Origin of the sequence: Collinsella sp. AF31-11 (genome assembly GCF_003475605.1) — a bacterium.
Lineage (GTDB): Bacteria > Actinomycetota > Coriobacteriia > Coriobacteriales > Coriobacteriaceae > Collinsella.
Genome location: NZ_QRQS01000001.1, coordinates 46034 through 69550 on the forward strand (window position 1 = coordinate 46034; position 23517 = coordinate 69550).

Annotated in this window: 25 protein-coding genes; 9 read left to right on the forward strand and 16 right to left on the reverse strand. The window is 58.7% G+C overall.

The genetic code is table 11. The features are described 5' to 3' along the window. Nucleotides 1-667: 667 nt before the first annotated feature. The 7 genes from DWZ22_RS00205 to DWZ22_RS00235 form a co-directional block, all read right to left on the reverse strand. Entirely contained in the window at nt 668-1531 is an 864-nt protein-coding gene (locus tag DWZ22_RS00205) for an HAD-IIB family hydrolase (protein ID WP_233503174.1), read from the reverse strand. 109 nt (nt 1532-1640) lie between these two features. Then, the gene (locus tag DWZ22_RS00210) at nt 1641-2903 is read right to left on the reverse strand and encodes an MFS transporter (protein ID WP_118405151.1); all 1263 of its coding nucleotides are present in this window, start codon (nt 2901-2903) and stop codon (nt 1641-1643) included. A 100-nt stretch (nt 2904-3003) separates the two neighbouring features. Then, complete coding sequence (locus DWZ22_RS00215; RefSeq protein WP_158549320.1) at nt 3004-3666, reverse strand: TetR/AcrR family transcriptional regulator; 663 nt, start codon at nt 3664-3666, stop codon at nt 3004-3006. A 74-nt stretch (nt 3667-3740) separates the two neighbouring features. Further along, on the reverse strand, nt 3741-4079 hold the full coding sequence (locus DWZ22_RS00220; RefSeq protein WP_117629936.1) for a P-II family nitrogen regulator: 339 nt from the start codon (nt 4077-4079) through the stop codon (nt 3741-3743). A 156-nt stretch (nt 4080-4235) separates the two neighbouring features. Beyond that, the gene (locus DWZ22_RS00225) at nt 4236-5513 is read right to left on the reverse strand and encodes an ammonium transporter (protein ID WP_118066499.1); all 1278 of its coding nucleotides are present in this window, start codon (nt 5511-5513) and stop codon (nt 4236-4238) included. Between the two features lie 198 nt (nt 5514-5711). After that, nucleotides 5712-6731, reverse strand: a complete 1020-nt coding sequence (locus DWZ22_RS00230; RefSeq protein ID WP_233502699.1) for a putative ABC transporter permease — start codon at nt 6729-6731, stop codon at nt 5712-5714. Nucleotides 6732-6734: 3 nt separating this feature from the next. Beyond that, nucleotides 6735-7292 (reverse strand): HD domain-containing protein, encoded by a 558-nt coding sequence (locus DWZ22_RS00235; protein ID WP_117584135.1) that lies wholly within the window; start codon nt 7290-7292, stop codon nt 6735-6737. 228 nt (nt 7293-7520) lie between these two features. Here DWZ22_RS00235 and DWZ22_RS00240 point away from each other — a divergent pair, with 228 nt between their 5' ends. The 6 genes from DWZ22_RS00240 (at nt 7521) to DWZ22_RS00265 (ending at nt 14044) form a co-directional block, all read left to right on the forward strand. Further along, on the forward strand, nt 7521-9302 hold the full coding sequence (locus DWZ22_RS00240; protein ID WP_117584136.1) for a 1-deoxy-D-xylulose-5-phosphate synthase: 1782 nt from the start codon (nt 7521-7523) through the stop codon (nt 9300-9302). Between the two features lie 455 nt (nt 9303-9757). After that, nucleotides 9758-10753, forward strand: coding sequence for a glutamate ABC transporter substrate-binding protein (locus DWZ22_RS00245; RefSeq protein WP_118405152.1), 996 nt, complete (start codon nt 9758-9760; stop codon nt 10751-10753). A gap of 138 nt (nt 10754-10891) precedes the next feature. Further along, complete coding sequence (locus DWZ22_RS00250) at nt 10892-11551, forward strand: amino acid ABC transporter permease (protein WP_022094657.1); 660 nt, start codon at nt 10892-10894, stop codon at nt 11549-11551. Next, nucleotides 11548-12381 carry an amino acid ABC transporter permease gene (locus tag DWZ22_RS00255; protein WP_117637641.1) on the forward strand — a complete coding sequence of 278 codons (834 nt, stop codon included), beginning with the start codon at nt 11548-11550 and terminating at the stop codon, nt 12379-12381. Before DWZ22_RS00250 ends, DWZ22_RS00255 begins: the two co-directional genes overlap by 4 nt. Nucleotides 12382-12417: 36 nt before the next feature. Then, entirely contained in the window at nt 12418-13182 is a 765-nt protein-coding gene (locus DWZ22_RS00260) for an amino acid ABC transporter ATP-binding protein (RefSeq protein WP_117736130.1), read from the forward strand. 52 nt (nt 13183-13234) lie between these two features. Continuing rightward, entirely contained in the window at nt 13235-14044 is an 810-nt protein-coding gene (locus DWZ22_RS00265; protein WP_117637640.1) for a gamma-glutamyl-gamma-aminobutyrate hydrolase family protein, read from the forward strand. Nucleotides 14045-14156: 112 nt separating this feature from the next. Here DWZ22_RS00265 and DWZ22_RS00270 read toward each other — a convergent pair whose 3' ends face one another. From DWZ22_RS00270 to DWZ22_RS00310, 9 genes are all read right to left on the reverse strand, one after another. Further along, nucleotides 14157-14975 carry a hypothetical protein gene (locus tag DWZ22_RS00270; protein ID WP_117637639.1) on the reverse strand — a complete coding sequence of 273 codons (819 nt, stop codon included), beginning with the start codon at nt 14973-14975 and terminating at the stop codon, nt 14157-14159. Continuing rightward, a complete protein-coding gene (locus tag DWZ22_RS00275; RefSeq protein ID WP_117584142.1) occupies nt 14959-15783 on the reverse strand; it encodes a hypothetical protein in 825 nt (274 codons plus the stop codon). The genes DWZ22_RS00270 and DWZ22_RS00275 overlap by 17 nt, the downstream gene beginning before the upstream one ends. Beyond that, nucleotides 15780-16541, reverse strand: a complete 762-nt coding sequence (locus DWZ22_RS00280; RefSeq protein ID WP_118405153.1) for an ABC transporter ATP-binding protein — start codon at nt 16539-16541, stop codon at nt 15780-15782. The genes DWZ22_RS00275 and DWZ22_RS00280 overlap by 4 nt, the downstream gene beginning before the upstream one ends. Before the next feature lie 144 nt (nt 16542-16685). After that, the gene (locus DWZ22_RS00285) at nt 16686-17015 is read right to left on the reverse strand and encodes a helix-turn-helix transcriptional regulator (protein WP_089572320.1); all 330 of its coding nucleotides are present in this window, start codon (nt 17013-17015) and stop codon (nt 16686-16688) included. Nucleotides 17016-17023: 8 nt separating this feature from the next. Then, on the reverse strand, nt 17024-17563 hold the full coding sequence (locus DWZ22_RS00290) for a hypothetical protein (RefSeq protein ID WP_147327752.1): 540 nt from the start codon (nt 17561-17563) through the stop codon (nt 17024-17026). A 251-nt stretch (nt 17564-17814) separates the two neighbouring features. Continuing rightward, nucleotides 17815-18171, reverse strand: a complete 357-nt coding sequence (locus DWZ22_RS00295; RefSeq protein ID WP_117584145.1) for an Hpt domain-containing protein — start codon at nt 18169-18171, stop codon at nt 17815-17817. A 24-nt stretch (nt 18172-18195) separates the two neighbouring features. Continuing rightward, complete coding sequence (locus tag DWZ22_RS00300; RefSeq protein WP_199583397.1) at nt 18196-19119, reverse strand: HD-GYP domain-containing protein; 924 nt, start codon at nt 19117-19119, stop codon at nt 18196-18198. Continuing rightward, entirely contained in the window at nt 19089-19508 is a 420-nt protein-coding gene (locus DWZ22_RS00305) for a hypothetical protein (protein ID WP_147352248.1), read from the reverse strand. The genes DWZ22_RS00300 and DWZ22_RS00305 overlap by 31 nt, the downstream gene beginning before the upstream one ends. A gap of 55 nt (nt 19509-19563) precedes the next feature. Further along, entirely contained in the window at nt 19564-20361 is a 798-nt protein-coding gene (locus DWZ22_RS00310; protein WP_158553177.1) for an alpha/beta fold hydrolase, read from the reverse strand. A gap of 175 nt (nt 20362-20536) precedes the next feature. Between DWZ22_RS00310 and DWZ22_RS00315 the strand changes: the two genes are divergently transcribed. The 3 genes from DWZ22_RS00315 to DWZ22_RS00325 all read left to right on the forward strand — a co-directional run bounded on the left by DWZ22_RS00315 (nt 20537) and on the right by DWZ22_RS00325 (nt 23384). Next, a complete protein-coding gene (locus DWZ22_RS00315) occupies nt 20537-21313 on the forward strand; it encodes a radical SAM protein (protein ID WP_118405157.1) in 777 nt (258 codons plus the stop codon). Nucleotides 21314-21430: 117 nt separating this feature from the next. Beyond that, nucleotides 21431-22318: a type I methionyl aminopeptidase gene (gene map, locus DWZ22_RS00320; RefSeq protein WP_117798460.1), complete on the forward strand. Its 888-nt coding sequence runs from the start codon at nt 21431-21433 to the stop codon at nt 22316-22318. Between the two features lie 130 nt (nt 22319-22448). After that, on the forward strand, nt 22449-23384 hold the full coding sequence (locus DWZ22_RS00325; RefSeq protein WP_118405158.1) for a D-2-hydroxyacid dehydrogenase: 936 nt from the start codon (nt 22449-22451) through the stop codon (nt 23382-23384). The last annotated feature ends 133 nt before the right edge of the window (nt 23385-23517 follow it).

Below are 23517 nucleotides of genomic sequence, written 5' to 3' on the forward strand. Positions count from 1 at the left end.
ATAGTGTTGACGGCAGCCCAAGTTGTAGCTGGCTGGGCAGCGCCGTTGCTTGTTTTAGGGGGTCAACGCCTTAGCGGCGGCGACCCCTTCTGTTACGCTTCGAGCGTTGCTTGAGTACCTCGGAAAGTCCGATAAGCGTCGTAAGAAGCGAGACCAATGCGGTCAGGAGCCTCACGAAATCAATCAAATCGGTCATGGGCATCACCTCCCATCAGATGGAGGGCGCTGCCCGGCACATGGAACTGCCGTCAACGATACCGATTCTATCAAAGCGCAGTTAGATATGCGAATGTTTGTTCGCATTTCAGAAGATCGGAGCTCGGGTATGGCGAAGGAGCAGTTCCTTTGCCATACCCGAGCTTGTCGCCGAACTGCCAACTACATTTTTCGATTTATTCGGCCACGCTACTGGTTTTGTATAAATGCACCGCCGGGATTATCTGAGGGTTTTTGTCCTTATTTGAGCGTATACATGCCCATTTGCGCACTTACGTCACCGAATCAAACACCATTAGAGGCATGAATGTTCCCGAGAGGGCATCTTTAGCCATTTAACGACCTCCGACAGGCCGAATAACTCGAAATTTGTTGGTGGCGAAAGCGTGACAGTCCTATACGCCAAAAGCCGGTATCTCCCATGTGACAAAGGGACAGTCCCTTTGTCACATTATTCAATGATGGTGCGGGAGCTCTGCTTATGCATGGTGGCGAGCATGTGTTTGGGGACGGCGTGGACCATGCAGCTGCCGATAGTTGCGCTCGCAGCAGCCTTAGCTGCATCGCTAGCGTTTTTGGTCGCATAGCTGTGGCGGAAACGCTTGAGCATGGCGATGTCGTTGCCGCCGTCGCCGTAGACCGCGACCTCGTCCTCGGCAATACCGTAGTAGCCCGCCAGCCAGGCCACACTCTCGCCCTTGTTGCACGCCACGTCCGTGATCTCGAACATCACCGGATCGAACGGCGCGTTGACCACATGGTCCGAGCGTTCGGCAAGATAGGCCTTAAGGTCACGCTCCAGCTCGGGCGAGGTCACGCGACAATTGATCTTGCATACATCGTGGCGCAGGATGTCACCGATCGACTGGTCGAAATACTGCTCCTCGTGATACCCACCGCGCGCACGCATGCCGCGCATCACAATACGCTTGATGGGGCTGTCCTTTTTAAAGCCCGCCTGATGCATCTCGAACGAACCGCTCGAGTACATGCCATCGGGCGTGGAGCAATCAAAGCAAATGTCCGGGAACGCCTTGAGCAGTTCCTCAGTGACCTGCGGGTCGATGGTCCAAGTCTTGAGCACCTCGCCATGGCTGTCGCGCACGATGGATCCATTGGAGCAGCAGGCGTCAAGCGCCAAGCCCGTAAAGCCATGCTCGCCGATCGGCAACGTCGAGCGTCCAGTCGCGGGAACCACGTGCAGGCCAGCCTCAGTCAGCTCGCGAATGGCGCGGCGGATGGTCCCATCCGCCTCGTGCAGGGCGTTCAGCAGCGTTCCGTCTAAGTCACTCGCGAACATCTTGATCATGGACATGCCTCTCCTTCGTCTGCCCGATATTGTAGACGAAGGAGAGGCATGTCCAAACAATGCCGTCCCGGCGCGGCGTACCACCGCCTTCACAAATTCACGGTGCCCCAGCGCGTTAAGACAATCGCCGCAATCGATTTTTCAGCCGATAAAACAGAGCCGTCGTCAACGTCAGCACCGCCAACATGGCTGCGAATACAATCGCCGGTGTCCATCGATCATATGCAACCCCGTACGTCAATTGGCCGATAGGCGTTGCGCAGGAAAGGACCATGTAAACGACCGAAAGCACTTTTCCGCAGAGCTCAGTCGGCGCTACCCGCTGAACAAACGCGGTGATTTCAACCGACGTAATGCTCGCCCACACCATGACCCATGCCGAACCAACCGCAAACACGGTGAACACGCATACATCTACGCCGAACAGCAGCGTAACAATAATCGGCGCGACTCCAAAACAGATCATCGCAACATATCGGCATATGCCATTGAAAGAAAAACGATGCGGCCAAATGCCGACCAAGCCACTGCCGGTAAGACCACCCAGGCCCAGAGCAACCTCAACTATCCCAACGCAGGACGATTGCATACCGAGATGCTTTGTAACAATAATGGGAGCGCCAATCGTTAGCCCAACCAACGCAAGGTTCAAAACTGCCGCAAGCAAAATCACAGCGACCAATGATGCATTTTGCAACAGATACCGAATCGACTCCCGAAAATCGTTTCGGCATGTCGTGCGAGTCGCGCCGTCTCTCATCGTTTCAGATGAGGCGTTTTGCTTGAGTGCGACCCCAAACAAGAGAGCTGAAATCGCAAACGCCACCGACGCGGTTGTGCAAAGAGCATCGATGCCAAAGCACCCATAGACTGCCGTCCCGACCACAGGACCCAAGATATTGCTCACCATGGTCATCTGCGAAACCAATGCAGTGGCCCGCTCAACCTTCTCTTCACCCGCCATACGCACCGTCTCAATTTGGAGCATTGGCTTTAGCAGCGATTGAACACCACATTGAACACAAAGTATCGCTACTACGACGACCGCAAGAGGCAACGAGCGCTTCATGGGGATAGACAGCAGTGATGCAGTCATCAGAGCAATGCCGAGGGACACGAGGACCTCGCGGTGTCTTCCCCGATCCGCTAAGATCCCACCAGCCGGAGTTGCGAGTACGCCGGGTATGAACGCCGTCGCCACGACGGCGCCATATAACGTTGACGATCCACTGCAATCGAACAAGTAAAGTGGATACGCAAAGCACAGCGCCGACAGCATCGAATACGTGCACAGCTGCGCAACCAGAAGTTCCGCGAGCCTGATTGACCGCACTGTTTTTGATTTCAACGAGACGCCGACGTCTCTCAGCCCAGCCATAAGCCCACCCCCTATACATACCACTAGTATGTATTTAATGACTTGAAAAGGGCAGCCGTGGCTACCCTCACAAATCAATTACATACCGTTGGTATCTATATTACCACCCGGCGCGGTCCCATACGTCCCAAATCTGCGCCGTTGTCTGAAGCACTTCATTACCCAAATCGAGCCCCACCGCGGCAGCCATCTGCGCCAAACATTGTGCGCGAGCGAGCATTCGCTCCTTGGGCTCGAGCGGACGGAACAATGGCAGCAGCCAAAGATTCGCCAACAACGATACGGCCTCCGCCGCTTCGCGCGGGCATTCGCACGCAATGGAGCCGTCGGCGATGCCCTCCTCGATCACTGGCAAGAGACAGCCATCGGCCGACTCGTCAAATGAGCCCTGGTACTGCATCGCCAGTAGGCGCGAGCTTTTTACCGGATCTGCTGCAGGACGCATACGTGCCCATAGCTCAATTTGTGGAACAACGGACTCGGGAGCGTACAGTCGCTTGAGCTTTTGGGCTCCGGTCATATTACCGACGCCAAGCATCGAGCGGCGGTGCTCAACAATCGGAGTCATCGCCCGATCAAACGCGGCGTTGAAAATCTCTTCTTTGCTCTTGAAGTGATGATAGACAGCGCCCTTGGTCATGCCGTCGAGACGGTCAACGATATCTTGAATACTCGTCCCCTCATAACCCTGTGCGCAGAATAGCTCCAGTGCCGCGTCGAGAATCTTCGCGACCGTCTCCTCGGGATATTTATTGCGACCCATAATCCGCCCATCCGCAACGCAAGTCTTGTGCCTCATTGCAGCATTTTAACGTTGCGGATGGCAGACGGTCGATTCTACACCGCGGCCGGGCCGTGTTCGCCGGTGCGAATGCGGATGACTTCTTCGACCGGCTCGACCCAAATCTTGCCGTCGCCGACGGCACCGGTGCGAGCGGCGTTGCAGATAATGTCAACGATACCGTCGACATGCTCGTCGGCGCAGATGAGGGTGAACTGCACCTTGGGGATCGTGTTGACGAGCAGCTCGTTGCCGCGCACGTATTCCTTCCAGCCATGCTGCGCGCCGCAGCCCTGCACCTGGTTGATGGTCATGCCGCGAACATCAGCCGCAAACAGCGCATCTTTGAGAACCTCAAGCTTCTCGGCACGAACAATCGCTGTAATCTTCTTCATAGTGAATTCCTCTCTTCAATAAAAGAAATTGATTTACCTTCACATGGCACGGGTTTTCCAGGTGCCCGAGATTGCCCCGAAAGAGGAGCGCCGCGTACTTCGGTACGCAAGCGACGGTTTGAGGGGCAAGGTCGGGTGCCTGGGAAACCCGTGCCGCTAATCGAGTCCCGAGAAGGAAGGGTATGCGCTCTCGCCGTGCTGACTCGCATCCAGGCCCAGCGCCTCGTCGGCCTCGTCCACACGCAGGCTGCCGTGGAACAGTGCCTTGACCACCGCGGCGATCACCAAGTCGAGCACCAGCACAATAACGACCGTCACCACAATGCCCAGAACCTGCGAGACAAGCAGCGACACGTCGCCCGTGTAGAACAGGCCGCCCTTACCGGTCCACGAGAGCTCCGGCACGCAGAACAGGCCCGTGAGCACACCGCCCAAGATGCCGCCGATACCGTGGCAACCGAACGCGTCGAGCGCATCGTCGTAGCCAAACTTGGTCTTAAGATGGCTGATGGCCAGGTAACAGACGGGCGAGACGATCAGGCCCATGACCAGCGCTGCCCACGGCTCGACAAAGCCCGCACCCGGCGTGACCACCACAAGGCCCGCAACCAGACCGGTGCTGGCACCCACCAGCGTGGGGCGACCGGTGTGCACGCGCTCGACGACAAGCCACGAGACCATGCCCGCCGCGCTGGCCGTCACGGTGTTGAGGATGGCGAGTGCCGCCACGGCGTCGGCCTTAAACTCGCTGCCGCCGTTAAAGCCAAACCAACCAAACCAAAGTAGACCGGCGCCCAGCGCCACAAACGGCACGTTATGCGGACGGTAGCTCACCATGCCAAAGCCGCGACGACGGCCGAGCATTAAGCAGAGAATCAGGCCCGTGAGACCGGACGAAATGTGTACCACGTCGCCGCCGGCAAAGTCGAGCGCGCCGATGATGTCGCCGATAAAGGAACCATCGCCGCCCCAAACCATGTGGGCGAGCGGCGCATAGACCACGAGCAGCCAAATGCCCAGGAAGGCCGTCATGGCACCAAACTTAACGCGGCCTGCCAGACTGCCCGTAACGATAGCGGCGGTGATCATGGCAAACGCCATCTGGAAGGCGATGTTGATGATCTGAGGGTAGACGGCACCATCCGCAGCATTGCCCTCGGCCGCCTGCAGCACCTGGTTGAGCACCGGCAGGCACAGCAACTGGTCAAAGCCGCCAATAAACGGGCTAGAACCGTCGCCACCGTAGGCCAGCGACCAGCCGGCAACAATCCACAGCACACCAACCAGGCCAATGGCGCCAAAGCACATAAGCATGGTGTTGATGACATTTTTGCGCCTGGACAGGCCGCCATAGAAAAACGCCAGACCCGGTGTCATTAAAAACACGAGCATGGTGCAGATGAGCATAAACGTTGTCGATCCCGTATCGTACATTCGCTCCCCCTTGGTCGCATGAACGTTGTCGGCGCTCATGATGCGGCCGAGGGGCAACTGGTGTAGACCAGATACGGCGTTGTTAAACGCTGCGTTGTCGAATGGAAACGGCACCGCAATCTTGGAAACGGCGCGGCAACGGACGCGAAACGAACGGGAAACGTGCGAACGAGAAGGGCTCGCTTGGCTCCGCTCTGGCTAGCGCCGGAACAGCTCGCGGGCTCGGTCGCGGAGGTCGGTAGCTCGAATGACACCCTCGTAACGATTGATGCGCAGACGCGGGAAGGCGTTAAAGAAGCGTAGGTCGCGGCGGCTGAGTGACACGCTCGGTACCGGGCGGCTCATGCGCTTGCCGGCAAGGCGACGACCGAGCGACGGACGCGGCATACTCGGCGCGGCATCGGCCACGCGGCGGGCAGCGAGCGCCAGGCCGCGAGCACCATCCGAGATAAACGTCGGCATCGAAGTCTTCTCGCGCAGGGCATCGAGCGCCGCGTCGCCCAGCTCGGCCAGCCAAGCGTTAACGGCGCGACCGCGGATATGCGTCTGCGCCACCGAGTCAATCGCCGAATCGGGAATACGTTCGAGCATAGAGTCGGAGGCGTCGGCAAGCGACTCATTGATGCGGTCGGCAAGGTCGGCACGCACACGCTCAAGCTGATCGGACAGACGCCGCCAGCTCGCCAACGAGCACACCGCATCGACCATCATCGCGACCGCGACGATAAAGGCGGCCAAGCGCACGATTAGCACCGGCAGATGGCCAAGCAGCCCCAGCAATGCCGGCTCCACTAAACGGCAAATACACAACGCACCCAAGCCAAACGCGCAGGCCCAGTACAGGCAGATGCGTCCGTGCAGGTTAAACGGCAGATGCGAGTAATCCCAAAACCGGGCACCCGTCGTTTTTTCCAACAGCACGCCCACGCTATATTCGATCACGCTGCATACGAGCGCGGCAGCGACAAACTGGCTCGAGGCGTCTGGGATTCCACGCAGCAGCAACCAGCACGCAATGCCGCCCGCACCGTAGATGGGACAGCACGGCCCTAGCAAAAAGCCGCTGTTGGCAAAGCGTCCGTGGTTGAGCATGGCGCAGACTGTCGACTCCCATACCCAGCCGCAAAAACCGTAGAAGGCAAACGAGAGTACCAGCGCCGAGAGCGGACAGGCGGCAAGCGTCGCGCCGTCAAATGCCATGTCGATCGCGGTTCCCACCGTCTACCCACTCCTCTTTTCGTTCGATTCTTTGCTCGAGCCGTCACTCGGGCCCTCGTTCAAATCGTTCGCGCCGCCTTTGCGCGGCAGACGGCCGGCAATCGTCTCGCGCAGTGCGCACCATTTATCCGCCAGGCACACAATCCATGCCTCACGACACGTCGGCGGCACCGGTACCAGCGGAAACATATGCCGTACGATAATATTCCGCTCGCGCGGCGTCAGCTCAAAATCTTCCTCCGCACGCGCCAAGGCAAAAAACGGGTGACGAAAGCCATGCAGTCGATGGCTTGGGTCGGGATCGTGCCAGTCATAGAGAAAGTAATCGTGCAGCAGGGCCCCGCGCAGCAGCGATAAGCGGTCGACGGAGATACCGACGCGGCCCAGGCGCTCGGCAAAGGACAGACTTGCCCGCGCTACCGAGGTCACATGCGTATAGACCGTCACATCGCCATGTTGGATAAACTCATGCATCAGGTCCAAGCGGCCCGCCTGGGCAAGCTGACGGGCGGCATCGTCGACCTCGCGCGCGATTTTCTCGGCACGAACGGTATCGGACATGCGGCCTCCTTCCGGCGGCGCTCGGCGGCAAGCCGCGGCCTGCGCGCAATGAATAAAATCATCATCGAATTTACCAGTATGGCATCGGACAAAACGTTTTGCCCCACCAGTTGGCGAATTACCGCGCCGCCGTCACATATCAAACGCCAAAATGTGCGAGACTGTCTTGTGCAATTGTGCCGGCCGAGGGAGTGCCGGCGCACGATTCGCATGGAGTAACCCACAACGATGCTGCTTACGCAAACGACAACGCCCGAGGACGTCAAGGCTCTCGATCGCGCCGAGCTTCCGCTGCTCTGCGGCGAGATCCGCCACGCCATCCTCGAAAGCTCCGCCGCCGTCGGCGGGCACGTTGCCCCCAACCTGGGCGTCGTTGAGCTTACGGTTGCGCTCCATCGCGTGTTTAACTCCCCCATCGACAAGATTGTCTTTGATGTTTCGCACCAGACCTACGCCCACAAGGCGCTGACTGGGCGCGCGTACACTTATATCGACCCGGCACGCTACGGCGAGGCCTCTGGTTTTGCCAATCCTGACGAGTCCGAGCACGACCTGTTCGCCATGGGCCACACCTCCACGTCGGTGAGTCTGGGCTGCGGCTTGGCGCACGCTCGTGACCTGGCGGGCGATGCGTACAACGTCATCACCATCATTGGCGACGGTTCGCTTTCGGGCGGTCTGGCGTTTGAGGGCTTTAACAATGCCGCCGAGCTCGACAGCAACCTGATCATCATCGTCAACGATAACGACCAGTCCATCGCCGAAAACCACGGTGGCCTGTATCGCAATCTGGCCGAGCTACGCGCCAGCAACGGCACCTGTGAGCGCAACGTTTTCCGCGCGATGGGGCTCGACTACTGCTATCTGGACACCGGCAACGATGTGTTGGCCCTGGTCGACACGCTGCAGGAGCTGCGCGATATCGATCATCCCATCGTGCTGCACGTCTCCACCGCAAAGGGCAAGGGCTTTGAGCCAGCCCAGAGCGACCCCGAGCGCTGGCATCATGTGGGTCCGTTTGACATGGCGACTGGGCGCAAGCTCTGCCCGGGCCATCCGAGCGAGCCTGCGCCGCGCACCTATGCCGACATTACGGGCGAGGCGCTCAGCGCCGCCATCGAGCACGATCCGCAGGTCGTGGGCATCACGGCCGCCACGCCCTACATCATGGGCTTTACACCCGAGCTTCGCGCCGCCGCCGGCAAACAGTTCGTCGATGTGGGCATTGCCGAGGAGCACGCCGTGACCTTTGCCACCGCGCTTGCGCGCTCGGGTGCCAAGCCAGTCTTTGGTGTGTACGGCACGTTTTTGCAGCGCGCCTACGACGAGCTGTGGCACGACCTGTGCCTCAACGATGTCCCCGCAACCATCCTGGTGTTTGGCGCATCGATCTTTGGCACCACATCCGAGACGCATCTTTCGTTCTTTGATATTTCTATGCTGGGCGCTCTCCCCAATATGCGTTACCTGGCGCCTTCCTGCATGGAGGAATACCTATCCATGCTGAGCTGGTCGCTCGACCACCGCGAGCATCCCGTGGCGATTCGCGTGCCGGGCATTGGCTTGGTAAGCCGCCCCGATCTTGCGCCTGCCGAGGACGCCGATTACGGCGCCGTTCGTTACAACGTGGTGTGCCAGGGTCGCGACGTGGCCGTGCTCGCGCTTGGCGATTTCTTTGAGCTGGGCGAGCGCGTGGCAAACCGTCTGACTGCCGAGTACGGCATCGAGGCCACGCTCGTCAACCCGCGCTATGCAACCGAGCTCGACCGCGAGTTCCTCGACAGCCTTGCCGCCAAGCATCGCGTTGTCGTCACCCTCGAAGACGGCATCTTGGACGGCGGCTGGGGCGAGCGCGTCGCGTGCTACTTGGCCTGCACGCCCGTGCGCACGCGCACCTTTGGCATCGCCAAGGGCTTCCCCGACCGCTACGACCCCAACGAGTTGCTCGCTCAGAACGGCATGACGGCCGAGAACATGGCCGCCGAAGCCGTTAGGCTACTTAACGAGTAAAAAACCTCCGCAAGGGAAGCACCCCTGCGGAGGTTTTTATTTTCGCGCGCGATTATCTCAATCTGTAACATCTAGGGCCCGAATTCCCGTCTAACTGTTACAGATCTAGACAAACCGTCTTTGCCCCTGACCTTTGTCTCAATCTGTAACAGATAGAGACCTTTTGGCCGTCTAACTGTTACAGATCGAGACATTCGAATTCCCCTGAAGAGAAAATCTCAATCTGTAACAGTTAGAACCCATTTCCTCGTCTACCTGTTACAGATTGAGACAAAGCAGCGAGACAGGCCACCACATCTGCAAGAACCACCACAAAGGTGCCTGTCCCTTTATGGTAGGTAGAATAACCCATAAGGTAAGTATGTTTCTGAGTTATTTCGTGTTGACCCATTTGAGCGGGATAGGGTATAACTCTACTCAACCGCTAGGGATTTTATTGAGAAAGGTGTTCTACCATGAGCAAGAACCTCTCCCAGCAGGTCGTTCTCGACCGCCGCGGCTTCGTTGCCGCCACCTTCGCAACCGTTGCCGGCCTTGGTCTTGCCGGCTGCTCCGACACCAGCGCCGAGGCCGACAAGGGTTCCGCCGTCGGCTCCTCCAAGAGCTCCGAAGATACCGAGGCTTCCACCATACTCGATGCCAAGGCATTCGACAAACTCGTCGACAACGGCCCCAAGGCCGATGACGACGCCATCGCCGCCAGCACCTGGGCCACGGCCGTCAAGGACGCCGGTGTCTTTAAGATCGGTGGCGTTCAGACCTCCACACTTTTCTCCCTCCTCAACGAGAAAGACGGTCAGACCCGCGGCTTCGACGCCGGTATCGCACAGCTCCTGTCCAGCTACATTCTGGGCGAGAACAAGGTCGAGATCACCCAGGTGACCTCGGACACGCGCGAGTCCGTCCTGCAGAACGGCCAGGTCGACGCTGTCTTTGCCACCTACACCATCACTGACGAGCGCAAGAAGCTCGTCTCCTTCGCCGGTCCCTACTACTACACCCAGCAGGCTATCCTGGTGCTCGCCGACAACGACGACATCAAGAGCGTCGACGACCTGGCCGACAAGAACGTCGCCGTCCAGTCCGGCTCCAACGGCCCCGCCATCCTGGAGGAGTTCTCCCCCAAGGCCAGCCAACAGGAGTTCAAGACCGACGAGGAGGCCCGCCAGGCACTTCAGCAGGGCCGCGTTGACGCCTACGTCATCGACAACAACATGCAGCAGAGCGCCCTGGTCCGCGAGCCCGGCAAGTACAAGATTGCCGGCAAGCCCTTCGGCAGCAAGGAGCCCTACGGCATCGGCCTGCCGCTCGATTCCGACGGTGTCGCCTTTGTCAACGACTTCCTTAAGAAGATCGAGGACGATGGCACCTGGACCGAGCTGTGGCAGATCTGCATTGGCGACCGTACGGGCGACACCAATGTTCCCGAGCTGCCCGAGATCGGCGCCTAGGCAGCGAGCCTAGTAACGGCCGCTACGAAACCATACGGAAACGCACGATGCGCTTTATTGCGCTAAACTGTTTCCTCACTGAGTTGTCGGGGCTTCCGTACACACGGGAGCCCCTTTCCTTACCGGCGGGAGGTCCGCATGAGTCTCTCCGAGCTCTGGTCGCTCTATGGCCAGAACTATATCGACGCGCTGCTAGCAACCTGGGGCATGACGCTTGAGTCGTTTGCCATCGCCATGGTGCTGGCCGTCGCCGTCACCGTGATGCGCGTGTCGCCGCTCAAGCCGCTGCGCGTCTTTGGCGACCTGTATGTCCAGGTCTTCCGTAACATCCCCGGCATCGCGCTGCTCATTATCGTCGTCTATGCGCTGCCCCCGCTCAAGGTCGTCCTGCCCTACCGCACCTGCGTCATCGTCGCCACAGTGCTCTTGGGTTCTGCCTTTGGCTCCGAGAACTTTATGAGCGGCATCAACACCGTCGGTGTCGGCCAGGTGGAAGCCGCCCGCTCGCTGGGCATGAGCTTCAGCCGTATCCTCGCCAAGATCGTGATTCCGCAGGCGCTGCGCTCGAGCGTGCTGCCCATGACCAACCTCTTTATCGCCGTCATGCTCACCACCGCGCTCGGCAGTCAGGTGCCGCTTAAACCGCAGGAGCTCACCGGCGTGGTGAGCTACATCAACACGCGCTCGCTCGGCGGCGTCGCCGCGTTCTTTATCTCGGCGCTCGGCTACCTGGGCACGGCCTTTGTGGTGAGCCACATTGGCAACTATATCGATAAGAAGGTGAGGATCCTCCGATGAGCAAGCGCTCCACCTCCGCGCTCACCATGCGCGATGCGCTCTACGAGGCTCCCGGCCCCAAGATGCGCGCCAAGATTCGCGTCGGCACCGCCATCTCACTTGTTGCCGTGGCCGCGCTCATCGCTCTGGTACTGCAGCGCTTTTATGTGACCGGCCAGCTTTCGGTCCATTACTGGTACTTCTTTACGCACCTCACCACCTGGAAGTTCCTGCTTGCCGGTTTTGAGGGCACAGTAAAGGTCGCGCTCACCGCCGGCGCCATCGCGCTGGTACTGGGCTTAGCCCTCATGCTCGGCCGTACCAGCGACATCAAGCCGCTGCAGCTGGTCTGCCGCGTGCTCACCGATTTCTTCCGTGGCGTGCCGAGCCTGCTGTTCATCTACTTCTTCTTTTTGGTGCTGCCTCAGTACAAGATTTCACTGCCGTCGTTTTGGATGCTCACGCTTCCCGTCGCGCTCGCTGCAGCCGGCGTACTTGCCGAGATCTTCCGCGCCGGCGTCAACGCCGTGCCGCGTGGTCAGGTCGAGGCAGCCCAGGCGCTCGGTCTCTCCAAGGCCAAAATCACCTTTAAAATCGTATTGCCCCAGGCGATTCGGTTTATCATTCCGTCGTTGATTTCGCAGCTCGTGGTCGTAGTCAAAGACACCACCGTCGCCTATGTGGTGAGCTACCCCGACCTCATGCAAAATGCCCGCGTGCTCATCACCAACTACGACGCGCTCGTATCGGTCTATCTGGTGATCGCGGTCATCTACATCCTCATCAACGTCGCGATCAACAAGGCCGCTGTCTACGTTTCGCACAAGACCGGCGCGACCATCATCCGCTAACGCTTTACCATTTCCAGTCATAAGGAGCCGAGCACCATGGCACAGAGCACTTCTACTTCTGGCAACCAGCCGCTTATCGAGCTCAAGCACGTCGATAAGCACTATGGCGATCTGCACGTCCTCAACGACATCAATCTCTCGGTCGACCGCGGCGAAGTCGTCGTCGTGATCGGCCCCTCGGGCTCGGGCAAGTCGACCATGTGCCGAACCATCAACCGCCTGGAAACCATCGACTCGGGCGAGATCCTCATCGAGGGCGAGCCTCTGCCGCAGGAAGGCAAGGATCTTGCCCGCATGCGCGCCGAGCTGGGCATGGTGTTTCAGCAGTTCAACCTGTTCGCGCATATGACGGTGCTGCAGAACGTCATGCTGGGGCCGGTCGACGTGCTGGGCGTGTCCAAGGAGGAAGCTCGTGAGCGCGCCATGGACCTGCTGAGCCGCGTGGGCGTTGCCGAACAGGCCGACAAGGTGCCCGCTCAGCTCTCGGGCGGCCAGCAGCAGCGCGTGGCCATTGCCCGCTCGCTCGCCATGCAGCCCAAGGCCATGCTCTTCGACGAGCCCACGAGTGCCCTTGACCCCGAGATGATCAACGAGGTGCTCGAGGTCATGGTCCGCCTGGCCCAGCAGGGCATGACGATGATCGTCATTACGCACGAGATGAACTTCGCCCGCCGCGTTGCCGACCGCGTCGTGTTCATGGCCGACGGCCAGATCGTGGAAACCGGCGCGCCCGACGAGTTCTTCGACCATCCCCAGACCAAGCGCGCCCAAGACTTCCTCAACTCCATCAAGGGCCACTAGCCCAATTGCCATATCCGCTCGCCATGACCATCCAAACTCGAAAGCAACACCTATGATCGGAACTCGCACTTCATCGTCATACACCCCGCACGTCAACGTCGACCCCGCCGACCGTCCGCTCATCCTGGTGGCGCCGCGCTGGGAAGAGGCAAAGCCGTTTTTAAGCGAGACACTCTCCCCCAACGAGGAAATCGCAAGTGTCTTTGTCGATGCCATTCTTGCTGCCGGCGGCCTGCCGCTGCAGATGTCCATCACCGAGGACATTGAGGTCATCCGTCATTACGTCGACATCGCCGACGGCATCGCCATCCCCGGCGGCCCCGATGTCAATCCCAAACGTTGGGGCGATGATCGACCCTACGACCCCACCCTCTGCTGCGAAATCCGCGATAGTTTTGAGTTTAAGCTGGTCGACGAGGTACTCCGCGCCAAAAAGCCGCTCTTTACCACCTGCCGCGGCACGCAGCTGCTCAACGTCGCCACCGGCGGCACCCTGTGCATGGACGTGCCGAGCCTGGGCGCGCGCGAGGGCCGCACGCAGTGGCGCCATACCCACGTGCTCAACGACCCTGTGCATCCTGTCGAGGTCGTGCCGGGCTCGCTGCTGGAGCGCGCGGTTGGCGGGCACAGGCTGATCCAGACCAACTCCGCACACCACTGCTGCGTCGATCGTCTGGGTAAAAGCACGCGCTTGGTCGCCAAGGCAACCGACGGCGTGCCCGAGTGCATCGAAGTCGAAGGCCAGCCGTTCTGCCTGGGCGTGCAATGGCACCCTGAGTACACGTGGAAGACGCTCGAGACCGACTTTGACCTGTGGAAGTCGTTTGTCGAGGCAGCGGCCAAGGTTAAGCGGGCTCGCTAGCTCGCGAATCACACAGGCTTAAACCTTCCATGCCAGGGGGGGGCGGACACCAGCTACGGTGCCCGCCCCCCCTGTATTTGATATGCTCGGTATGATTATCCCTCACAAACAATCAGAGAAATCTCGACCGCAATCGGTCGACAGTAAAGCAAATGGCAACAACGCTTGCTACGTTTATGAGACAGTCAATTAAAATCGAAATGCATTGACCATTCCCCAACGGGGTCACGCCGCAAATCCACATGAGCATCGAGGCTGGAAGCGGAAGCATGGAATTGGCCCCGATCTGTATGTAGATCGCTACGACGTTGACAAGCAGCAGCATGCCAATCGGACCGAAGCCGGCCCCAAAATAGGAAACAGCGATCACGCAAGAGACCACATATGCAAGACAGACGGCACTCGCCAGAAGAAGTCGATAGCAAAATACATGCAGGTTGAAATACTGCTGAGCATCCGAAACGATTGCGCAGTTAAGACAGTACAAAACGACACTCGACAGGACAAACGCGCCCAAAAGGGCAAAAGAAGATAGCACCACTCGCGCAACGATAGCGCACACACGCTTCCCTCCCCGAGCCTCCGACAACCCCCACGGTTCCTCGACAAAGCCCGAACTGACAAAGCGCGGCACAATGCAAGCCGCGATGAACGGAAAGAACAATGCATGGGCCAACGGGGCTACGTTGAACAGCAGACCGCGAAAAACCTCTGCATTGCCAAATAGAAGGACATCCTCCGCCGATAGCCGAAGCGTCGGGTCTGGGAAAAAACCCAAGAAACTGTTCTCACGGAGGCTACAGAACCACATCGGGAAAGAATTAAGCTGCAATATCACCATGTACGCATAAATTACCAGGATTAAGGCGTACGCCCATTTGCTCACATGCTTCAATTCTGACTGGAGAAGTCTTTTAATCTGACGAGCCATTGAGCACACCCCCAGCGCGAAAGCTCAAGAGAGCGTAAATCAATACCGATAGACAGCTGGCTGCCACGCCATATCCCAGAAGCGTCAGCTGCCCCATATCGCTATACCCAAGGGCACATCCGACTCCAAGGTACGGCCCCGGAAGGAAGAAGATCCATCGCAAGGATGGTATAGGTGCCTGAAGGAAGGCTCCGTAGAGCGTCAAGCTCATGACAAATCCGACTATCACCACGGCCCCACTCAATACAGCGCTGCCCGTTATCCGATAGATGGTCACCGTCTCCAGCGCAACCGATATCACCAATACGGCGTTGACTATCATTGCAGGCAAAAATACAGTTAGTATGTTGTGCGAGTAGTTATGCCCTCCACGTATTATGGCTATTGCAAAAAGAAGAAGGCAAAGCGCGCTATACGCTGCGCCAATTATTAAAGCAGACGAAAATGCATGGGCTAGAGCCCCATAAAAGCGGTTGAGACCTCTTGCCGAAGAAATTCGGTGCCCCTCTTTATAGCCATGCTCCTGTAAAAGCACCAAACAAACGATGAGTGGAACGAACAGGGATGTACCGGCAAAAGCGCTGCGCGCAAGGGACTCATCAGGCGCAGAAGGATCGATTGCATTCCAGAGGAAACCAATATCCTCCCCACAAACGCCATAGCCAAAGGCGAGCAACGTTGTTCCGTTTTTTAGAAAGATGCCGAAGAGAAGGCCGAACGCCAGCATAAGCGCAAGACCAAACTTCGCCGGAAATATCCTGTGCAAACGCATCATATCTGCCTTTATGGGATGGATCGCCCGCTTCATAGCGAGACCGCCTTCATCAAGCGCCTGTAATACTCTTTTAGGGATGGCGCCTCATCCCTTATGACGTCCATCGATTCCTTTTTTAGCAGTTCACCGTCATGAAGAAACAGGCAGCTTGTTGCAACCGATGCCAGCTCATCCAAGTCGTGGCTAGAGATAAGCATGGTTTTGCCCTGCTCCCGATTCAATCGACCGATAAGGGCCCATATACTCTCGATGCCCAACGGATCCAATCCATTTGCCGGCTCATCGGAAATTAGTACGTCGGTGTCGCCCAATAAAGCCGTAGCTATATCCAGTCGCCGTTTCATTCCCAGAGAAAAACTGCTCACGCTCTTTTTCTCATCGACGTCCAGCCCGACTAGGCCCAAGACGCGAGGAACCTCACGTTTCTCATCGAGTCCCCATTCCGCACATCGGATCCGAAGATTCTCAGCCGCACTGAGGGATTGGTATGCTCCGCAGGAATCTGGCACATAGCCGACACGCGTCCGCATCAAGCTCAGCTCTTTTTTCGACTTGCCTCCAAAGAGCTCCACGCTCCCCGACGATGGCTCACAGAGGCCCAGCACTATTTTAATAAGCGTGCTTTTGCCCGCCCCGTTTGCACCAACAAGGGCGCAAAGCTCAGACTGATCCACCTCGAAGGAAACGTCATGCAAAACGCGGCGCCTCCCATAGCGCTTTGACACCCTTGATAGCCTTATCGTCGATGCGTTCATTGGCCTCCCGTTCCGCTTGATAGCAAAACCGCTCATATCGTTCCTTCTTTACTTTATCGTTTTCCATAGTTGTTATTGTTTTTCGATAACTCATATTTGCCAAGATAATCTAAAAGAAAGAACCCGTGTTAGACACGGGTCCCTTCACGCTGATATTTCGTTTTAGTTGTTCGCCTTAAGCTACTCGTCGCTCAAATCGACAGCAAAGACTGATGTCGGAAGCGACGCCTCATTGCCTCCGCCGTCCCGCATCTGCCTCACAACGTTTTTTGCACGCTCAACAATAAGCTCCTCAAGCTCTTTCTCACTCACGCGCTGAATAATATCTCCCGGTTGACAATCAAGCTCATCACAGATATCGAGGAGCGTCTTTAGGCGAATAGCTTTTATCTTTCCGTTTCTAAGCTTTGAAATATTAGCCGGAGTATGCCCCGTCGCCCGAATCAGATCAGCACTGGTCTTTCCGGTCTTAAGCAGCTGCGTCTCAAGCTCGATGATGAGATAGCTCATGTTTCCTCCTACACAAGCTCGTCAGACTGCTCTTGGAGCAGCGAGGCATAACTCCAGATCGCCGAGATAAATAAACAGACAACTGCGCCGATAAACGACCCCGCATCAAAGGTAGCGCCTTGGCAAATCTCAATAACGAAGGAATGAGGCACGATGTAAAGCTCCAGTCCGCCAATGGTGAGATTGACCGATCCATAGGCACCAACAAGCGAAACCGCGGCGTTAACAGCAAAGGCAAGCGCGAGAACACGGATAAGCCGCACATGCGTCTTGGTAAAGGGCGAGACGCCTCGCGAGATGTTACGGCTGATCCCGCACAGAACGACAAGCGAAATACCCATAACAAGCGCCATGCACAGTCCGCTTGGGATAACGATGCACCCGCCATCGAGAAGCGTCACGACACCGAAAGAATCGACAGAAGCAACGTTTGCAACCGCATACCAGATCACGTAAACAACCAACGCGGCAAAAGCGACGAGCATCCCTGCAAAAACGGCTGCCATGCAAAAACCGAGCTTCCTGATATTTTCGCCCGCCTTGGCCATACGCTGAACGCTGTTGGACATACACTCACCCTCATCGACTCTATCGTTATTCGAACGGTTTATCGAACAACGATATGGATTGCATGCGGAAAGCCCCGACAGTGTGCATAGGCAATTCACTAATCAGAAGAGGTGAGCGTGGATTTTTGGACACGTATCGAACGAGCGTGGATAATCTCCCACTTTGAGGCCGCCACCGGGCCTAAAACGGGAGATTATCCACGCTCATAGTCATCAAGGCTCACAGCCTCTTACTCGGCCGCCTCGCGCAGAGCCGACATCGTAGCCGCATATTGCTGCTGCAACGCATGCATCCCCTCGCGGGCGCCGTCAACGGCATCAGCGCCGCGCAGCGCTTCGGTTACCACGACCGCCGGCTCGTACAGATTATCGAATCCCAGGTTCTGGCTCACGCCCTTGAGCGTGTGCGCTGCCATAAACGCACTCTCGGCGTCTCCTGCCGCCATGGCAGCCTCCAGCTTGTCCATGCTCTCGTCATCCAAAAACTTGAGGGCAAAGCGGGCAAGCATTTCCCCGCCCATCAGCCGAGCGCACGCGTCGTCATAATTAGCGCCGATCTTCTCATACGCCTCACGCATGGAAATCATGGATTAAAAACTCCTTTGGTCAAACTAAATCGTGGGAAACGCGACGACGTCGGCGGGGCGTGCCAACGTCTCGGCAATTTGGTCTTGCACCTCGAGCAGGCAATCGAGCAGCAGCGGGTTAAAGGTGCCGCACTTACCGTCCAGGATCATCTGGATCGCCTCCTCGTGCGGGATAGCGTCCTTGTACACGCGCACGCTCGTCAGTGCATCGTACACGTCAGCCACCGAAACCACCTGCGCGGCGATGGGAATTTCGTCGCCCTTAAGGCCATCGGGATAACCCTTGCCGTCCCAGCGCTCGTGATGCCAACGCGCATTCTGGTACGCATATTCCATAAGCGCATTGCCGGCGTGATGGCTGCCCAGCTCATGCAGCATGTCGGCGCCAATCGTGGTATGCGTCTTCATAATCTCGAACTCCTCGGGCGTGAGGCGCCCGGGCTTGTTGAGAATCGCATCGTCAATCGACATCTTGCCGATATCGTGCAGCGCCGAAGCCAGGGCAATCGTGGAGCGCTCCTCGTTGTCGAGGGAGATGTTGTCGCTACGGTGGGCCAGGCAGCCGAGCAGTAGCTCGGTCAGCTTCTCGATGTTCGTAACGTGCCTGCCGCTCTCGCCATTGCGAAGCTCCATGACGCCGGCCATGATGTCGATGAGCATGCGGCTGTTCTTGACGCGCTCGTTGTACTGTTGGGACAGCAGGCTCGTCAGGCGACGCTGTTTGGCGTACAGGCGGATGGTGTTGCTTACACGGCGGCGCAGGACACGGGAGTCAAACGGGCGGTTGACATAGTCCGAAGCACCCAGCTCGTACGCGCGCAGCACCACATCGTCGGAATCTTCGCTCGAGATCATGATGACAGGCAGATTGTCAATAATCGACCGGCGCGACAGATCGCCCAACACCTCAAAGCCGTTCATGCCCGGCATGACAATGTCCAGCAGCACGAGCGACAGCTCATCGCCACACCGGCCTGCATGCGGGCGCTGCGAAGCTTTTCCTCATAATATCGGCGATTGCGCACGCTCGTCAGCACGTCGGTGTAGACAAGGTCCCCCTCTGCGGCCTCCTGTTCATCAATCGAACGCGCCATCAGCAGGACGTGAGGCTCGCCCTCGACCTTCAGAGGGCGCAGGCGAGCGCGGTACTCAACGCCATCGTTGAGCAGCCGTTCCGACACCTCATCGGAGCCTGCCAAGACCTCCAGACCTGACTGGCGCAGACAGGGACACCGATCGCCGGCGAGCAGGCAGTTGGGATCGCCCTTAATCTGGTCGGCCGACAGCAAACGCACCACGGGGTAGGGCTGAAGCCGCAGACGTTGGGTTTTGAGCACCCTTGTTAACACAGCCGAAACGTCTACGAAAGAAGCCCGTTTGATGATTCGGCCGCTAGAGCCCCAAGATGCCGCGGACAGCCTGGGCGGCCGCTGTCGGGCGATCGCGCAACCCGTTGTGCGCGCCGGGAACTACTACGAGCGGACAATTCAAAAGCTCAGCCGCCGTTCTCGTGCCCGCCTCGCGGGGCGTGCCAATCGAGAGCTCGCCCAGAAACACGGCGGCCACCGTTTTCGAGGCGCGGACGCCATCCCAATCGGGAACGCAGGTCATAGTGATCTCGTATTCGTTTGCCATGAAACTGCGGCCGTTGCGCAGGGCATGCTTGGCTTCTGCCTCGGTTAACTTGGGGGCTTGAGGGTCCGAATCGCCGATGGCGCCCAGGAAGGCCCTTAGCGCCCTCGAGACCTTTCCCGCAGCAATCATCTCGAGTAAAACCGGGGCCGCACCCAGGCCGGCGCCTTCGTTTGTCACGGCGGGTTCATGCAGAATCGCACGCGAGACAATGGTCGGGTTTGTACGTAGAAGCTCCAGGGTCACCAGCGTACCGGCACTATGCGCGAGCACGTTTGCCGGAGCGCCGATATGCTCGATGACGGCCTGCAGGTCGTCGGCCTGGGCGGCGAGGTCGTAGCGCCCGTCCGCGGCGTCGCCGCTCTCGCCGCAGCCGCGGCGGTCGTAGGCAACTACGCGGCACACTTGGCTGAGCTCGCGGGCGATGCCCTCAAAAAATGTGCCATCGACGCAGGCACCGTGCACGCATATCAAGGCAGGCGCATCCGACGGCACGCCCGACTCGGCAAACTCGCGACAGGCAATCGTAGTGCCCGCATTCTCGACCGTAAAATCCATGTTATGCCCCATCGTCTTGTGCCTTATTAACACATGAACTGTACCCGACCCGAAACCTTTCATATCGCAGGCATCAAGGGCAGAATGAAAAAACGAAACCTAAGAGCACAAGCCCAAACCAGACTTTGGCGCCGATGCTATGCTTAGGCACAACTGTCCCAAGGAGCATATGCCTATGTCTACGTTTTTAAATGCCAGCCCCATCTTTGGACCGGTGCGCAGCCGCCGTCTGGGCCTTTCTCTCGGTGTCAACATGATGCCGGCATCGGGCAAGATCTGTACGTTTGACTGCATCTACTGCGAGAACGGCCTCAACGCCGAGCGCCCCTGCCATGAGCCGTACAACACAGCTGCCGTGGTACTCGACGCGCTCGAGGCAAAGCTGCGCGAGATGGCAGCCGAGGGCGAGCTCCCCGATGTGATCACCTTCGCAGGCAACGGCGAGCCCACCGCCGCACCGGAGTTTCCGCAGGCCATCGCCGGTGCTGTCGCGCTTCGCGACCAGCTGGCACCGAACACCAAGATTGCCGTGCTTTCCAACGGCACGCGCGCCGATCGTCCCCAGGTGCACGATGCGCTCATGATGGTCGACGACAACATCCTCAAGCTCGATACCGTCGACCCGACATTTATCCAGCTGCTCGACCAGCCTGTTGGCCCCTACGACGTCGAGCACCAGATCGAGACGTTCGCGAGCTTTGACGGTCACGTTATTATCCAGACGATCTTTTTGACCGGCGAGTATCAGGGCAAGTCCCTCGATAACACCGGCGAAGCGTATGTCGGCCCTTGGCTCGCGGCGCTCGAGCGCATTCGCCCACAGGAGGCGACCATCTACACGGTAGCGCGCGAAACACCGATCGCCGGCCTTGCCAAAGCAGCGCCCGAGGCGCTCGATGCGATCGCCGCACGTGTGCGCGCCCTCGGCATTCCCTGCCAGGTGAGCTACTAGCGCGCGGCCACCCGCCAGCAAATCATCCTCAACTGACAGGGTAGCTAAAAAAGCCCCGTCCCAAATGAGCTGGTCTGCGGGTGAGCTATACTAGCTGCAAATGAAAGGAAGTTAGCCATGTATGACAAAGGACCCGTGCCTGGCCGCAACGACGCTTGCTGGTGCGGCAGCGGCAAGAAATACAAGAAATGCCATAGCGCCTTTGATGAGCGCCTCGAGCGCTTGTGGGAAGAGGGCTGGGAGGTTCTGCCCCGCACGCTCTACAAGACGCCCGCCGATATCGAGGGCATTAAGCGCTCGGCCGCCATCAACGTGGGCGTGCTCGACTACGTGGGCGAACACATCGCCGCGGGCATGACCACCAACCAGATCGACCAGATAATCTACGACTACACCGTCGAGCACGGCGGCACGCCGGCCGACCTCAACTACGAGGGCTATCCCAAGAGCGTGTGTACCTCAATCAACGACGTCGTCTGCCACGGTATCCCCTGCGATGCGGATGTGCTGCACGAGGGCGACATCATCAACGTGGACTGTTCCACAATCTTGGACGGCTACTTTAGTGATTCGAGCCGTATGTTCTGCATCGGCGAGGTCTCGGCCGAGCGCCAGCGCCTGGTCGACGTCACCCGCGCCAGCGTGGAGGCGGGCCTTGCCGCCGTCAAGCCGTGGCTGCCGCTGTCCGTGATGGCCGAGGCTGTGCAAAAGACCGTCGAGGACGCCGGCTTTAGCGTGGTGCGCGAGTACGGCGGACACGGAATCGGTAAGGAGTTCCACGAGGACCCGTTTGTGGGCTTTACCACCGAGGCGCCCGATGTGGACACCATCATGGCTCCGGGCATGGTCTTTACCATCGAGCCCATGGTCAATGCCGGAGCGCCCGACATCAAGATTAGCAAGGGCGACGGCTGGTGCGTGCGCACCAAAGACGGTAGCGATTCGGCTCAATGCGAGGTACAGCTCGTGGTGACCGAGGACGGTTACGAGCTGCTGAGCTGGTAACCGTGGATGCGCCGGATGCTGACGGGCACGCTCGTCTTGCATCCGGCGTTTTTATTTGAACGTTTTGCCTGATAAAACCTGACAAAATAAACCTGTCCCTTTTTGGTAGGTCAAGCGGAGAGGACTGCTTGTGAACATCCTAGTTTTGCTGCCCGTCAACGACCGTCATCGAGCGATCCTCGAGTCGAGCGCTCCAGGCGAGGACTTTATCTACACGAGCGCCGACGCCATCACGTGCGAGCAGGTCGCCAACGCCGACGTAATCTTGGGCAACATAGACCCTGCCCTGCTTACCGCATGCGAGCACCTCCAGCTACTGCAACTGCAGACCGCGGGCTATGACGATTACTTGGCCGCCGGCACCGTGCCGGCTGACGCCAAGCTGTCTTGCTCGATCGGCGCCTACGGTCAGGCCGTAAGCGAGCATATGTTTGCCATGGTGCTGTCGATGATGAAGCGCCTGCCCGGCTACCAGGACCTGCAGCGCGAGCATCGCTGGGAGGACTTGGGCCCGGTCACCTCGCTCAAAAATGCCAACGTGCTGGTGCTGGGCGCGGGCGATATCGGCGGCCACTTTGCCACGCTCTGCCGCAGTATGGGCGCGCACGCCCGCGGCATCAAGCGCCATCCACTCGTCTACCCCATCGTGTTTGAGGACATGGACGGCATGGACGCCCTGCCCGAGCGCCTGGCCGAGGCTGACATCGTCGCATCCTTTATGCCCAGCACGCCCGAGACCCGCGGTCTGGCGAACGCCAAGTTCTTTGCCGCGATGAAGCCGGGCGCCTTCTTTGCCAACGGCGGCCGCGGTGACCTTGTGGTTGCCGACGACCTGGTCGCCGCCCTTGAGTCGGGACACCTTGCCGGCGCCGCGATCGACGTCACCGATCCCGAGCCGCTGCCCGCGACAAGCCCCCTGTGGGACGCGCCCAACATGCTCATCACGCCTCATGTCTCCGGCTGGTTCCACCTAGAGGCCACGCTCAATAACGTGGTCGACATCGCCGCGGAGAATCTACGCCATCTTCTGGCTGGCGAGACGCTACGCTGCTGGATTGAGCACTAGGTATTACGCCGTTCTAACGAACGGCGTAATGAGCCGACGCTACGAGCCCGTCTGGACGGCAATCTGCCTTTCAATCGTCGGGCATGGCCAGAAGGCCAATGCCCTCCTCTTTCAAGGCACCTTGCTCGCCCAG